Here is a 13,395-nt window from a genome sequence, read left to right as displayed (position 1 = left end):
TCACCGTGCCATGCGCGTCCGAGGCACGAGCTGCGGAAAGGCGGCCAGGACCATCTCGGCGAGCTCGCGGGGCGGGCTGGTGAGGGGATCAGCGGCCGGCAGGCCCGTCTCGTGCTCGAGAGCGGCGATTGCGGGCCGGATCTCCTCGGGGCGCATGTCTTCGTGGTTCATCGTGACGCCGATCACCCTGGTGCCCGCGAACGACTCGATGAGCGAGATCTCGCTCGCTGCGCTCGGCACCGGCATCATCGGGAAGTCTCCGAGCGCCTTCCGCTTCGGGGCGTGCTGCACGATGACCGCCTCGGCACGACTTCCGCGCAAAATGTGCGCGCTGGTCATGTACGCGGGATGGCTGAGGGCTCCCTGCCCTTCGACCACGATCACGTCGGGATCCTCGCCGAGCCACGCGGCCACCACTTGATCCTCCACCTCGCCTGAGCAGAACTGAGGCACGATGGCGTCGAGCGCGACCCCGTACTTTCCGCCCTGCATGATCGAGGTCTGGCCCGTGCCGACCATGACGGCTTTGACGCCCCGGTCGTTCAGCGCCTTCACGAGGAGGGTCGACGTGGTGCGTTTGCCGACCGCGCCGTCCGTGCCGAGCACCGCGATGCGCGGGCATGTGACGTCGAAGATGCGTCCGGAGAACAGGTGGAGGTCCTGCTTCTCCTTCGGCTTGCGCACGTCCGTGATCGTCACCTGGTGCAGCAGAGCCGCTGCCGCGAACTCGGCGTCATCGTTCAAGAATTCGTGCAGCCCGTTGACGATGTGCATGCCGTTCGCGATGCCGTCGAGCAGTACGGTGCGGTGCGCCCGGGTGAGCAGGCCGTCCGCTGGTGCGATACCCAAGATCAGATAGTCGGGCACGCTCCCGGCCCGTCTGATCGCATCGCGCAAGGAGGCGACGATCCGGATGCCGTTGGGTGCGCCGTCGAGCTGGCTTCCGGCATCCGCTCCCTCCAGCGTGCTGTCGATCACGCTCAGAATGCGATAGCGCTCGGAGAACCGCACAAGCCCGTTCGCGGTCTTGCCGTCCTGCGCCCCGAATTCGCCCTCGCAGTAGACGACGGCGGTGGCGCCGGACGGAAGGGCGGGTTCAGCGGCAGCGGTTGCCTGGGGAACCGCGACGCTTGACAGCGGCGCGGAGAAACGGGTGATCTGCGACATGGCGCTCCTCTGATTGACTCAGAGGAGGTGTCTGTCCTGCCTCGCGTGGCGGCCGTGATCTTCCCTGACGCCGGCAGTTGCCGGCTCGCAACGGTACCAGCCGCTCCTTCGCCGCACCTGAACGGTGCCTCACATACGCCGGGAAGTCTTCACGTTCGGTCGGCGGGCGCGAGTGGTTGACTCATCGTGTGAACCCCTGGCGAGTGGATCGGGGAGTCACTCCCGTCGCGACGGCGGAGTGGGAGGGGCGCGTCTCGGCCGCGCGCGTGATCCGACTGGTCGTTGTCGTCGCCCTTGCAGCCCTGCTCGTCGTCTTCGTGGTAATGCCTCAATGGCGGGACGCCGTGCATGCCATCGGCGTCGTTTCGAACGTTTCCGCCCCGCTGCTGCTCGTCGGGCTCGGCCTCGAGCTTCTCTCGCTCTGCGCCTATGCCCGCCTGACCTCGACCGCACTCGACCCATCCTCGCGACCTCGTTTCTGGCGCGTCGCCCGCATCGACGTCGCAGGCGTGGGCATCAGCAACTCGATGCCAGGTGGTGGGCCCGCATCGCTTGCTCTGCGCTTTCACTTGCTCACCCGTTCAGGTACGCCAGGCAGCGCGGCTGTGGGAGGCATCACCGCGGAAGTGGTGCTCTCGAACCTCGCGCTCGGAGCTCTGTTCGGGACGGGCCTGCTCAGTTCGGTCGCAGCCCTGCCGTCCGCTCCGTACTATCGGCTCGCCGGTGCATTCATGGTCGGCGTCTTCGGCACCGCAGTCGGCGGGCTCGCCTTCGCCCTGGCTCGTCCGGCGATCACACTGCGCGCGGTGCACCGGGTGGCGAAACGGCTACCCGGGGATCGTGCCGGATACGTGACACGTGCGTTCGCGCAGACCATCCGCGCCGTTCGCGCACTGGCAGGGAATCCACGTCGCTTCGCCGCCGCCGTCTTCTGGGCTGCGACGAACTGGGCGCTCGACGTCGCCTCACTGTGGGTCATGTTCGCGGCGTTCGGCACCATCGCTCCGCTTGCGCCGCTGGTGCTGGTCTACGCGTTGGCCGCCATCCTCGCGCTTCTGCCCATCACGCCTGGCGGCGTCGGGATCGTCGAAGGGGTGATGGTGCCTGCGTTCGCGGCGATGGGAACGCCACATGGAGTCGCGGTACTGGGCGTCACGGCCTGGCGACTGGTGCAGTACTGGATGCCGATGCCGCTTGGTGCGTTCGCCGGCGCCAGCCTGATGACCCACCGGGCCGATGGTCAGGGGGTGCTGCGCAGCAGGCGGAACTGGCGTGGGCTGCTTCGGGGCATCCGCACCTCGCCGCTGACACGAAAACCGAGCCGTTCGTAGAACGCGAGGTTGCCGCTCGTCGTCTCCAGGTAGGCGAGCATGCGTTCCGCATCGACCCGGTCGAGGCCCGTGACCATCAGCGCGGTGCCGACGCCTTGTCTCTGCACGACAGGATCGACGGCGAGCAGCTGCAAATACCAGTGCGGCTGTGCGGGGTAGGCGGCGAACACCCGTCTTCCCATCGTGACCATGCGCGGAATGCTCGGGCCCAGCGCCCACCCCGCCGCCAGGGCGAACGGCACAGCGTGCCGGCCGATCAGCCGCCTGCCGGGTGGTCGCCACACCGCGGCGCCGACCACCGCGCCTTCGCTCACGGCCGCATCGGTGGCGCCGAACGGCACTCCCTCGTGTTGCACGATTGCCCTGTACACACCGGCCAGCCGGCGGGGCCGGGATTCGGCGCGCGGAACCGCCCAGCGCATGACCGGATCGGCGTCGAACGCTCTAGCCATCATGGCGGCGATCTGAGGGATGTTCTCTTCGGTCGCCGCGCGAACGACGGTGTCCACGAATTCAGCGTAGGCACGCGGCCGGGCTGCAGACACGACGAGGCCGTGGGGGATTCCCACGGCCTCGTCGTTCAGACAAGTCCTAGGCGGCCACAGGCATCCGCCGCTCGGCCGTCACGTGCAACTCATCGCCTGACGCGTCCACACGCACGGACCCGCCGTCGTCGACGGAGCCGTTCACGAGCAGGTCGGCGATGCGATCGTCCACCTCGCGCTGGATGACCCGGCGCAGCGGCCGCGCGCCGAACTCCGGCTCGTAGCCGTGCTCGGCGATCCACTCGACGGCGGCATCCGTCACCGTCAGCGAGATCTCGCGCGTGCCCAGCCGCGACTGGGTGGCGGTCAGGAGCAGGTGCACGATGTCGCGCAGCTGCTGCTTGTCGAGCTTGCGGAACAGCACGATCTCATCGATGCGGTTGATGAACTCCGGCCGGATGTTCTCACGGAGCTTGCCCATCACCCGGTCGCGCAGAGCCTTCTCGTCACCGAATCCGTCGGCGCCCGGTGCCACGAAGCCCAGCGCACCGCTCTTGGAGGCCAGGAACTCGCTGCCCAGGTTCGAGGTCATGATGACCACCGTGTTGCGGAAGTCGACCGTGCGGCCCTGACCGTCGGTGAGCCGCCCGTCGTCCAGAACCTGCAGCAGCAGGTTGAAGATGTCCGGGTGCGCCTTCTCGATCTCGTCGAACAGCAGCACCGAGTACGGGTTGCGGCGCACGCGCTCGGTGAGCTGCCCTGCCTCGTCGTAGCCGACGTAGCCGGGAGGGGCGCCGATCAGCCGAGCGGCAGTGTGCCGTTCGCCGAACTCGCTCATGTCGAAGCGGATCATGGAGCGCTCCGAGCCGAACAACGACGCCGCAAGGGCCTTCGCCAGCTCGGTCTTTCCCACGCCGGTCGGCCCGAGGAAAAGGAAGCTGCCGACCGGCCGGTGCTCGTCGCCCATGCCCGTGCGGCTGCGGCGCACCGACTTCGCGACCGCGGTCACCGCGTCGTCCTGTCCGATCACACGCTCGTGCAGCTCGCTCTCCAGCTTGGCCAGACGCTCGCGGTCGGCCTCGCCGATCCGGGCGACCGGGATGCCGGTCGCGCGTGAGATCACCGCGGCGATCTGCGCCTCGTCGATGACGGCATCCGCCCCGATACGTGCACCAGCAGCGGATGCCTCCGCCAGCCTGGACTCGACGCCCGCGATCTCATCGCGCAGCCTCGACGCCTCCTCGTAGTGCTCCGCCGAGACCGCTGCGTTCTTCTCCGCCTCCAGGTCGGCCAACCGCTGCATCAGATCGGATGCGTCTGCCTGCTTGCCGAGCCGCAGCCGCAGTCGCGCGCCGGCCTGGTCGATCAGGTCGATCGCCTTGTCGGGCAGGTAGCGGTCGGAGACGTAGCGGGCGCTGAGCTCGACGGCCGCGCGGATCGCCTCGTCGGTGTACTCGACTCCGTGGTGCTCCTCGTACGCGTGACGCAGGCCGGAGAGGATCGCGACAGAGTCCTCGATCGACGGCTCGGCGACGGTCACCGGCTGGAAGCGGCGCTCCAGTGCCGGGTCCTTCTCGATCTGCCGGTACTCCTTGAGCGTCGTCGCGCCCACCAGGTGCAGCTCGCCCTTCGCGAGACGCGGCTTCAGGATGTTGCCGGCATCCATTCCGCCGTCGCCGCCGGCGCCCGCACCCATCACCGTGTGGACCTCGTCGATGAAGACGATGAGCTCGCCCTTACGTTGCGAGATCTCGTCCATGAGCTTCGTCAGGCGCTCCTCGAAGTCGCCGCGGTAACGTGTCCCGGCCAGCATGCCGGGCAGATCGAGGGAGATCACGCGCTTGTCGCGCAGCTGCTCCGGAACGACGCCGTCGACGATCGCCTGAGCGAGCCCCTCGACGATCGCGGTCTTGCCCACACCGGCCTCGCCGACCAGCACCGGGTTGTTCTTGGTGCGTCGGGAGAGGATCTCCACGGTCTGCTCGATCTCGTCGACCCGGCCGATCACCGGGTCGAGCCTGCCTTCGCGGGCTTCGAGCGTGAGATCGGTGCCGAACCGGTCGAGCATGGGCGTCTCGGATGCCTGCCCCTCGGCATCCGCATCACCTCCAGCGCCCACGGTCGCGGCCTCGCGCATGGCACCCGCGAGCGCCTCGGGCGTCACGCCTGCCGACTGCAGCACCTGGCCGGCGGGGGAGTCCTGCGCGATCACGAGTGCGTAGAAGAGGTGCTCGGGATCGATGTAGGTGGAGCCGGATGCGCGCGCCACCTGGTACGCGTGGAACAGCGTGCGCTGCGCCGGCGGCGTCAGGGCAGGCGCGTCCGTCGTCGCCTCGCCGGTCTGCGGCAGGCGCTGGTCCGCGGCGCGCACGATACGCGTGGGGTCGACGCCGATGCGACGCATCGCGTCGGCGGCCGGGTCCTCGTCGGCCATCACGCGAAGAATGTGCAGCGCGTCCAGCTCGTTGTGCCCGTGCTCGAGCGCGAACCGCCCAGCACGCTGCAGCACCTCTTGGGTGCGTCGGCTGAGGAAGCGGCTGATGTCGATCGAGCGGGCCGCGCGAGCGCGCTCGCCCGCGAGATAACGCGCGAGGAAGTCGTCGAACGAGTTGCCCTCGCCGTTCGCCTCGGCGCCACCGGGGATGAAGTTCTCAGGCACTGAATCTCCTGTAGTTTCCGGGTTGTCTTCCGTTGAACGACCCGAACTTGAGCCGGGTGTTATCAACTTCAACATCTATCACGCAGGGATATTCCCGGTGCAACTCCTGGAATCGCGCGCATACGGCGAAGGGCGCCGACAGTGGCCGGCGCCCTTCGTTCCGATGCGTTTACGGCAGCTTCGCGATGAGGTTCAGCACGCGTGTGGTCTGTGACGCACTGAAGTTGTCGTCACTGATCAGGGCGATGCCCGCGAGATGGAACGGTCCGGTCGTGAACGTCACCGCCATGCCCTCGAAGTTGTCGAGCAGCGGATTCGCCTGCGCCTCCTTGGCGCTCGCTCCCAGCGTCGGACACTGCACGACGTCGGCGACGAGCGTCTTGTGCAGCGCCAAGGAGCCGGACGCCGCAGAACCAGCCGGCAGAGAGAGATTCGAGACGCCGCTCACGTCGTGGGCCTTCCGCAGCCCAGTCACCGCGTACAGCTTCACCGAGTTTCCGATGGCCGGCGACCAGGCCGCCTCCTCCACGACGAGCGAGTCGTTGCCATACGCGGCCACCTCGGGGATGCGCATGCCCGGCTCCGCCCGGTATTCCACCTGCTTCGACAGGGCCCAGGTGCCGTGCCTGGCCTGTGTGTACACGAGCAGATGGTGCGCGGTGGCGTCGCCGTCGGTCGAGACGTCGCCCGACAGCGCGCCCTCCATGGCTGCCACGATCGTCTTACCGTCCGGCGTGATCGTGAGGCCTTCCAACGTGGCGTTCGCGGTCGCCTGGCCGGCGGCGGTCGTGCCGGTCACGGCGAAGCGATCGGGCACGGGGAGCGACGCCTTCTGGATGCCGTCCCTTCCGAACACGCGGATCGACGGCTCCGTCTCGCTGCTGACGACGAAGTCCCCGTTCGGCAGCACGGCGAGTCCCTCGTTGTCGCTGTCCGTTCCGTTGTATGGCGTGCCGTCCGGCCGTCTCAGCACGAGCGGGTCCCGCGTGATCCGGGGGTGCGTCACTCCGGAGAGGAACCAGATGCGCGCCGGGTCGGATCCGTGATTGTCGACGGCGGCGACGTAGCCGCCGCTGCGCGGGTCGCGCGCGAGCGATGACAGACCGCCCACCTGCACGCCGTTGTAGGTGACCTTGTCGAGGGCATCCGAGTAGTCGGTGGCGACCGCCGAGGGCTCGCAGCGGCGGGACTCGAGGCCTGGCAGCGCCCATGGGCGCGCGCCGGCGGTCAGCGCCACCTCCTGCGGGTCATGGTCGCTGACCTGGTTCGCGAACTCCGAGTTGACGTGCACGACCTGGTAGTCCGGCTTGCCGACGCCCGCGGTGACGAGGATGTGGTCGAGCACCTGCGAGATCCCGTCGTACACGTAGGTGTACTGCTGGTCCTTCGGCAGGGTGGTGATGAGATCCCGCAGGATCGGGGTGCCGGATGCCGCGCCGGTGAGCGTCTGCAGTGCGGGGCTGAACTGGTAGTCGTTCAGGTCCCCCGCGACGACCACCTTCGCCTTCTTGTCGGCCTTCAACAGCGATGCCACGAAGTCGTGCACCTGGATAGCCTGCTTCTGCCGCTGCACAGCGGATGACTGCTGGGGGTATTGGTAGCGCCCGTCGGCGTTCTGGTCGCCGAGCTTCGAGTCGAAGTGGTTGCCGATCACGAAGACGTTCTCGCCGCGGAACAGGAACTCGCCGACCAGGGGCTTGCGGCTGTCCTTCCACGCGTCGTCGGCCGGGTCTATGCGGCCGGGGGAGAGCGTGAGGTCCGGCTTGCCGTGAACCTTCACGACCGACGTAGCCGTTGTCGAGCGGTCGACGTTCGCCCCGCCACGGTCGACGAAGGCGACGCGGGTCGGGTCGAACAGGAACGCGACTCGGATATTGCCGCCGGGCTGTCCGCCGTCCTCGTCGTTCACCGGGTCGATCTCGCGCCAGTCGTACAGCGGGCCGCCTGCCGAGTGGATGGCCTGGGTCAACCTGGTCAGCGTCTGGTCGGCGGCCACGGTTCCGGAGTCCGTCGCGCCGTCGTTGTCCTGCACCTCCTCGAGCGCCACGATGTCTGGCGAGGCCAGGTTGGTGACCACTCCCGCCGCAAGGCGGCTGTACTTGCCGGCCGAGTCGCCTGGCGCGAGGTTCTCGACGTTGTAGGTGGCGACCGAGAGCCGATCATCCGATGCCCTCTTCGCCACGACCGGCTGCAGTCCACCGGACTTCACCTGCCCGAGCTCGGTTGCCGCGATGAGGTACCCGCCGTACAGCGAGTAGTCGATCGGCCCGACGGTAGCGCCGGCGAAGACGTCGCCGACGGTGACGTTCGGGTTCGACCCGTCGGCCGGCACCACCTCGAGGCGGCCCGACGGCGTCTCGTTCTCGCCGGGCAGGTAGGTGCCACCGCGGTAGGTGACGTTCTGGTCCGGCTTCGTGGTGATGTACTGCTCGCCGTACTTGTCGCTGGGGCCGACCACGCGTGCGTCATCCACCTGCACTCGCATCCCCTCGACCGACTCGTAGAAGTCGAGTGCAGAGCGGGTCGGCGTGATCGGGGTCGTCTCGATGTTGCCGCCGCCGAGGTTCGGCGCATAGGCATCCGGCACCGTCGTCGGGCTCAGCACCACGGGTGCGGGCAGGGGGTTGCCGTGCGAGACGGTGTAGACCTGCGGGTTCTGCAGCTCGGTGATCGAGAGGTTCGATGTCGTCGACGGCGAGTCCCCGCCGGCCAGCGGGTAGTAATCCTTCACGGTCGCCGAGACGAGCACCGAGTCTCCCGGCGCCGCAGAGGGCGCGGAGCCCGTATACACGAAGACGCCCTCGCTCGTCGCGGAGTTCGTGTCGGCGTCAGGGTCCTGCATCCAGAAGCCGCGGCTGGAACCGGATGCCCGCACTCCCGTCACAATGCCGGGCACGTTCGTCACCTTCTGGCCGTTCAAGGGGGAGACGAAGCTCGAGCCCTGGATGTCGTGGATGCGCGTCGTTCCCGGTGTCGGCGGGGTCGAGCCGCCGTCGTCGCCGGACGTGTCTGCAGCGCCGGGCGTCGGCGCCGCAGCGGAGAAGTCTGTTGCGTTGTTGTCGGTGTCCGCCGCGCTCGTGCGCTGCTCCGACGCGGTGTTCGAGGCACCGGCGGCCGGTGACCCCTCCGCGATCGCCGCTGTCCCGAAGCCGAGCAGGTCGACGGATGCCGTACCGCACGATGCGCTGTCGGCGCACGTCAGCGGCGTGCTGCCCGACACCAACGCCACGGTGCCGTCGGTGGCCGACATGGCGATCGAGCCCGCGACATCCTGCTGCGGCAGCGGCGTGGTGCCGCCGTTGCCCTTCGCCTCGGCGACCACGTAGAACGCACCGGGAGCGATGCTGCCGCTCAAGTCGGTGACCTGCCAGGTGCCGGTCGCAGACTTCGAGTGGTACTGAACGGACCATCCGGTGAGGTCGACCGCAGCCGACCCGCGGTTCGTCAGCTCGATGAAGTCGTTCGTGTAGGTCGAGCCCGCGTTGCCGCCGCCGCCGTACACCTCGTTGATCACGATGCCGGTCGACGGCGCCGCCTGCGCCGCGGTCGCCGTCAACGTGCCCGCGAGCATCCCGAGTGCCGCCGCCGCGACCGCGGCGCCTCTTCCCACGCGCGTGAGCTTGCCGTTCTGTATGACTTGGCTGCGCATACCCGATTCCCCTTCGACGCCTGCCACCCGATCAGGTGCCAGTGAACCCTGTGTGAAGTCACAGCGAAAGGTCGTCGACGTGGTTCGCTCATCCGTGCACGCCGCCGCACTCGCTACGGTGAAGTCACCGTCACGAAGGAGCACGAATGAGCGCAGCAGCCCGTCGTCCGGCAGGGGTGACCCTGATCGCCGTCCTCGCCTGGATCGAAGGCGCGCTCAACATCGTGGCAGGCGTGCTGCTGCTGGTGTTCCAGCACGAGCCGACCGTGCGCAGCGCGTGGTCGAGCAGCGCGTCGCTGATCACCTCGGCCATACTGTCGATCTTGTTCGGCGTGGTGGTCGTGCTCATCGCCGGGGGACTGCTGCGCGGTTCCGGTGGCGCCCGAATCATCGTCACGATCGTGCAGCTGCTCGCCATCGCCGCCGATGCCTTCACCGCCTGGGCGTTCCCCGGTCAGTTCGCGTGGGCCGCGATCAGTGCACTGATCTCGCTGATCATCATCATCCTGCTCTGGACGGGACGGGCGTCCGACTTCTTCCGTTCCCACTGAGACGGCGCGACGCCTGCCGTGCGTGTGCTTGACCCTGCCCCTGGGGTCAGCGTTTAGCGTGAATCGGGACGACAGGAGGCCCCATGAGGATCGGTGAGGTCGCTCGCCGCGCCGGCGTGAGCGTGAAGACCGTGCGGCACTACGAGTCGCTCGGGCTGATCGGCTCTTCCCGGCTGCCGAACGGCTACCGGGACTACGCGGATGATGCGCCGCGGCTGGTCCAAGAGGCGCACGAGCTCGGAACCGCGGGCCTGCGTCTCGAGCAGACCAGACCTTTTCTCGACTGCCTGGCCGGGGGCAGCGCGAACTCCGACGACTGCCTCGCAACGCGTCCCGCCTACCGCGCAGCCATCGACGACCTGACCCGGCGGATCGACGAGCTCCAGCGACGCCGGGAAGCGCTCGAGACGTTGCTCTCCGCCGCGGAGGAACGAGGGCGGGCGGAACTGGAGAATCCGGGTTGCGCACTCATGGGCACACCAGAGGCAGTCGTTTCTGAAGAGAGGAAAACTTCATGATCATCGCCGATGAGCGGACGTTCGCGTCTGCGCTCGAGCACGCGGAGACACCGGTGCTCGTCTACTTCTGGGCCACCTGGTGCGGTCCGTGCCGGGTGCTGGGCCCGTTGCTCGAGAGCATCGAGTCCGACCACCCCGAGGCGTTCACCATCGTCAAGGTGAACGCCGACGACAGCCCTCGCCTCGCGGCGCAGTACGGCGTCATGGCCGTGCCGAGCCTCAAGCTGCTCGTGGATGGCGCTGTCGTGCGCACGATCGTGGGCTCGAAGCCGCGCGCCGCTCTCGAGGCTGAGCTCGCCCCCGTGCTCGCGCGATAGCGCCCGCCTCAGGGGTGACGCCCGCCCGTCGCGCGGGTAGCGTGTGCTCAAACGGCGTCAGAATCGAGGCAAGGTCATGTCCGTCGTTCTCAATCCCTATCTGGGCTTCCGCGACAACGCACGCGAGGCCATGGAGTTCTACCAGTCCGTCTTCGGCGGCGATCTCACCGTGAGCACGTTCCGCGACTTCCACATGGAGGAAGACGAGAGCGAACTCGACAAGGTCATGCACTCGCAGCTGAACGCCCCAGGCGGCATCGTGCTGATGGGCGCGGACACCCCCAACCGCATGGAGTACACGCCCGGCGGCTCCATCACCGTGTCGCTGAGCGGCGACGACGAGCCGAGCCTGCGCGGCTACTGGGACGGCCTGTCGCAGGATGCCACTATCGTCGAGCCGCTGGAGAAGGCTCCGTGGGGCGACTGGTTCGGCATGCTGGTCGACAGGTTCGGTGTGAACTGGATGGTGAACATCTCCGGGCAGGGCTGATCCGGCGAGCCTGGCCGGCGGCCGACCCGATCCCTGCACGACTGACGACGAGGAACGCATGGCAGACGAGACGACGCTCGAGGTTCAGGGGCCGGAAGGCGCGCGCGCGGTGCGCATCAGCCATCCGGACCGGGTCGTGTTCCCGGAGCCGGGCATCACCAAACTCGATCTCGCGCGCTACATCGAAGCGGTAGCCGACCCGTTCCTGATGGCCAACGGCGACCGGCCGATCTCGCTGCAGCGCTTTCGCGAGACGATCGACGGCGAGCAGTTCTTCTCCAAGAACCCTCCGCGGGGTGCGCCCGCGTACATCCGCGACATCAAGGTCGTGTACCCGAGTGCGAGGTCGCATCCACAGCTCGTGCTCGACGAACCCGCCTCGGCCATCTGGGCCGTGCAGATGGGCACGGTGGTCTTCCACCCGTGGGCGTCGCGCGCGGAGAACTCGGACAACCCCGACCAACTGCGCATCGACCTCGACCCGCAACCGGGAACCGACTTCGACGACGCCGTCCCGGCGGCGATCGAGTTGCGCGCCGTGCTCGCCGAGGCGGGACTGGATGCCTTTGTCAAGACCTCCGGGAACCGTGGTCTGCACGTGTTCGCTCCGATCCGGCCGGAGCACGAGTTCCTCGACGTGCGGCACGCGGTGATCGCTGCGGCACGCGAGCTGGAGAGGCGCATGCCGGATGCCGTGACCACCGCCTGGTGGAAGGAGGAGCGCGGACGCCGAGTGTTCGTAGACTTCAATCAGGCGAACCGCGACCGCACGATGGCCGGCGCCTACAGCCCGCGCGCGCTTCCGCACGCATCAGTATCGTGCCCCGTGACGTGGGACGAGCTGGAGTCGGTGGACCCCCGATCCTTCACCGTGCTGACCGTGCCCGACCGGCTCGCCGACGTCGGCGACCCGTGGGAGAACTTCGGCGAGCGGCCCGGGAGCATCGAGGTGCTGCTGTCGTGGTGGCAGCGCGACCTCGCGGACGGCCTCGGCGAGTTGCCATTTCCTCCGGACTTTCCGAAGATGCCTGGCGAGCCGCCCCGCGTGCAGCCCAGCAAGAAGGTCGCCGAGAACTGGGATCACGAGGGCAACCGGATCGACGCCGACTGATCAGGAGATGGCGCGGATCAGGAGATGACGCCCGACAGGTCGTACGCCACCGGCCGGTCCAGCTGATCGAACGTGCAGGAACGCGGTTCCCGGTCGTCGCGCCAGCGGTCGAACTGAACGGTGTGCCGGAACCGCATTCCCTCGAGCTGGTCGTACCGCACCTCGAGCACGCGCTCCGGGCGCAGCCTGACGAACGAGACATCCTTGCTGCCGGAGAACCTGCTGCGGTCGGTCTCACCCTTGACCATCTCGCCGTTCTCGTCCCGTTCCACGAGCGGCTCCAGCTCGTCGACCAGCTCGAGTCTGCGCGCGTTGCTGAATGCGGATGCGCCGCCCACGTTCCGCAGCACGCCCTGGTCGTCGTAGAGGCCGAGCAGCAGCGACCCCACCCCGTGACCGCTGGAGTGCACCCGGTAGCCGATGAGAACGACGTCGGCCGTGCGATGGTGCTTCACCTTGAGCATCGTGCGCTTGCCGGGGGAGTACGGCGCGGTCAGCGGCTTCGCCACGACGCCGTCGAGACCGGCCCCCTCGAACTCGACAAGCCAGCGGCGGGCGAGGGAGACGTCCGTCGTCGTCTGGCAGAGGTACAGCGGATGCTCCCACTCGGTTGCGAGCTTCTCCAGCGCCGCCCGGCGCTCGGCGAACGGATGCTCCATGAGATCGTCGCCGTCGAGGGCGAGCAGGTCGAAGGCGACGAACATCGCCGGTGTGGTCTCGGAGAGCATAGTGATGCGGCTGGCGGCGGGATGGATGCGCTGCGACAGAGCCTCCCAGTCGAGCCGCTCGGACCCGGGCTTCCCGGTGCGAACGACGATCTCGCCGTCCACGATGCAACGCGGCAGTTGCCGTGCGAACGCGGTCACCAGTTCGGGGAAGTACCGGGTGAGCGGCTTCGCGCCTCGGCTGCCGATCTCGACGTCCGCGATCCCCTCGGCGGCGCGCTCGACGCCCACGATGCCGCGGAACCCGTCCCACTTCGGTTCGTACGACAGCCCGCCCTCCACCGAGTCCGGCTCGGGTACGGCGTCGACGGCGCGGGCGAGCATGGGAGCGGGAAGCGATGCGGCCATCCTCCGATCATGCCGTCTTTCGCCGGTCCGACGACAGTGCGGAG

Annotated in this window: 11 protein-coding genes; 6 read left to right on the top strand and 5 right to left on the bottom strand. The window is 68.3% G+C overall.

Annotation, left to right across the window (positions count from 1 at the left end; genetic code table 11):
- Nucleotides 1-1,167, bottom strand: a complete 1,167-nt coding sequence (locus ACYVI5_RS05985; protein ID WP_460579384.1) for a DUF1611 domain-containing protein — start codon at nucleotides 1,165-1,167, stop codon at nucleotides 1-3.
- A gap of 188 nt (nucleotides 1,168-1,355) precedes the next feature.
- On the opposite strand from ACYVI5_RS05985, the gene ACYVI5_RS05980 reads away from it, so the two are divergent.
- Nucleotides 1,356-2,498, top strand: coding sequence for a lysylphosphatidylglycerol synthase transmembrane domain-containing protein (locus ACYVI5_RS05980; RefSeq protein ID WP_460579383.1), 1,143 nt, complete (start codon nucleotides 1,356-1,358; stop codon nucleotides 2,496-2,498).
- On the opposite strand, the gene ACYVI5_RS05975 is transcribed toward ACYVI5_RS05980, so the two are convergent.
- The 3 genes from ACYVI5_RS05975 to ACYVI5_RS05965 all read right to left on the bottom strand — a co-directional run bounded on the left by ACYVI5_RS05975 (nucleotide 2,408) and on the right by ACYVI5_RS05965 (nucleotide 9,291).
- Nucleotides 2,408-3,007, bottom strand: coding sequence for a GNAT family N-acetyltransferase (locus ACYVI5_RS05975; RefSeq protein WP_460579382.1), 600 nt, complete (start codon nucleotides 3,005-3,007; stop codon nucleotides 2,408-2,410). The two genes, ACYVI5_RS05980 and ACYVI5_RS05975, sit on opposite strands and share 91 nt — an antisense overlap.
- 82 nt (nucleotides 3,008-3,089) lie before the next feature.
- Nucleotides 3,090-5,642 carry an ATP-dependent Clp protease ATP-binding subunit gene (locus ACYVI5_RS05970; protein ID WP_460579381.1) on the bottom strand — a complete coding sequence of 851 codons (2,553 nt, stop codon included), beginning with the start codon at nucleotides 5,640-5,642 and terminating at the stop codon, nucleotides 3,090-3,092.
- A 169-nt stretch (nucleotides 5,643-5,811) separates the two neighbouring features.
- The gene (locus tag ACYVI5_RS05965) at nucleotides 5,812-9,291 is read right to left on the bottom strand and encodes an esterase-like activity of phytase family protein (protein ID WP_460579380.1); all 3,480 of its coding nucleotides are present in this window, start codon (nucleotides 9,289-9,291) and stop codon (nucleotides 5,812-5,814) included.
- Between the two features lie 146 nt (nucleotides 9,292-9,437).
- Here ACYVI5_RS05965 and ACYVI5_RS05960 point away from each other — a divergent pair, with 146 nt between their 5' ends.
- From ACYVI5_RS05960 to ligD, 5 genes are all read left to right on the top strand, one after another.
- Entirely contained in the window at nucleotides 9,438-9,842 is a 405-nt protein-coding gene (locus ACYVI5_RS05960) for a DUF7144 family membrane protein (protein ID WP_460533759.1), read from the top strand.
- Nucleotides 9,843-9,925: 83 nt separating this feature from the next.
- Entirely contained in the window at nucleotides 9,926-10,360 is a 435-nt protein-coding gene (locus ACYVI5_RS05955) for a MerR family transcriptional regulator (RefSeq protein WP_460579379.1), read from the top strand.
- Nucleotides 10,357-10,677, top strand: a complete 321-nt coding sequence (locus ACYVI5_RS05950; protein WP_460579378.1) for a thioredoxin family protein — start codon at nucleotides 10,357-10,359, stop codon at nucleotides 10,675-10,677. Before ACYVI5_RS05955 ends, ACYVI5_RS05950 begins: the two co-directional genes overlap by 4 nt.
- Nucleotides 10,678-10,753: 76 nt before the next feature.
- Nucleotides 10,754-11,167, top strand: a complete 414-nt coding sequence (locus ACYVI5_RS05945; protein ID WP_460533765.1) for a VOC family protein — start codon at nucleotides 10,754-10,756, stop codon at nucleotides 11,165-11,167.
- A gap of 58 nt (nucleotides 11,168-11,225) precedes the next feature.
- A complete protein-coding gene (ligD, locus tag ACYVI5_RS05940) occupies nucleotides 11,226-12,278 on the top strand; it encodes a DNA polymerase domain-containing protein (protein WP_460579377.1) in 1,053 nt (350 codons plus the stop codon).
- A 17-nt stretch (nucleotides 12,279-12,295) separates the two neighbouring features.
- Here ligD and ACYVI5_RS05935 read toward each other — a convergent pair whose 3' ends face one another.
- A complete protein-coding gene (locus ACYVI5_RS05935; protein ID WP_460579376.1) occupies nucleotides 12,296-13,351 on the bottom strand; it encodes an ATP-dependent DNA ligase in 1,056 nt (351 codons plus the stop codon).
- Between the last annotated feature and the right edge of the window lie 44 nt (nucleotides 13,352-13,395).

This window comes from Humibacter ginsengisoli (genome assembly GCF_054780095.1).
This window is presented reverse-complemented; position numbering and strand designations above follow the sequence as displayed.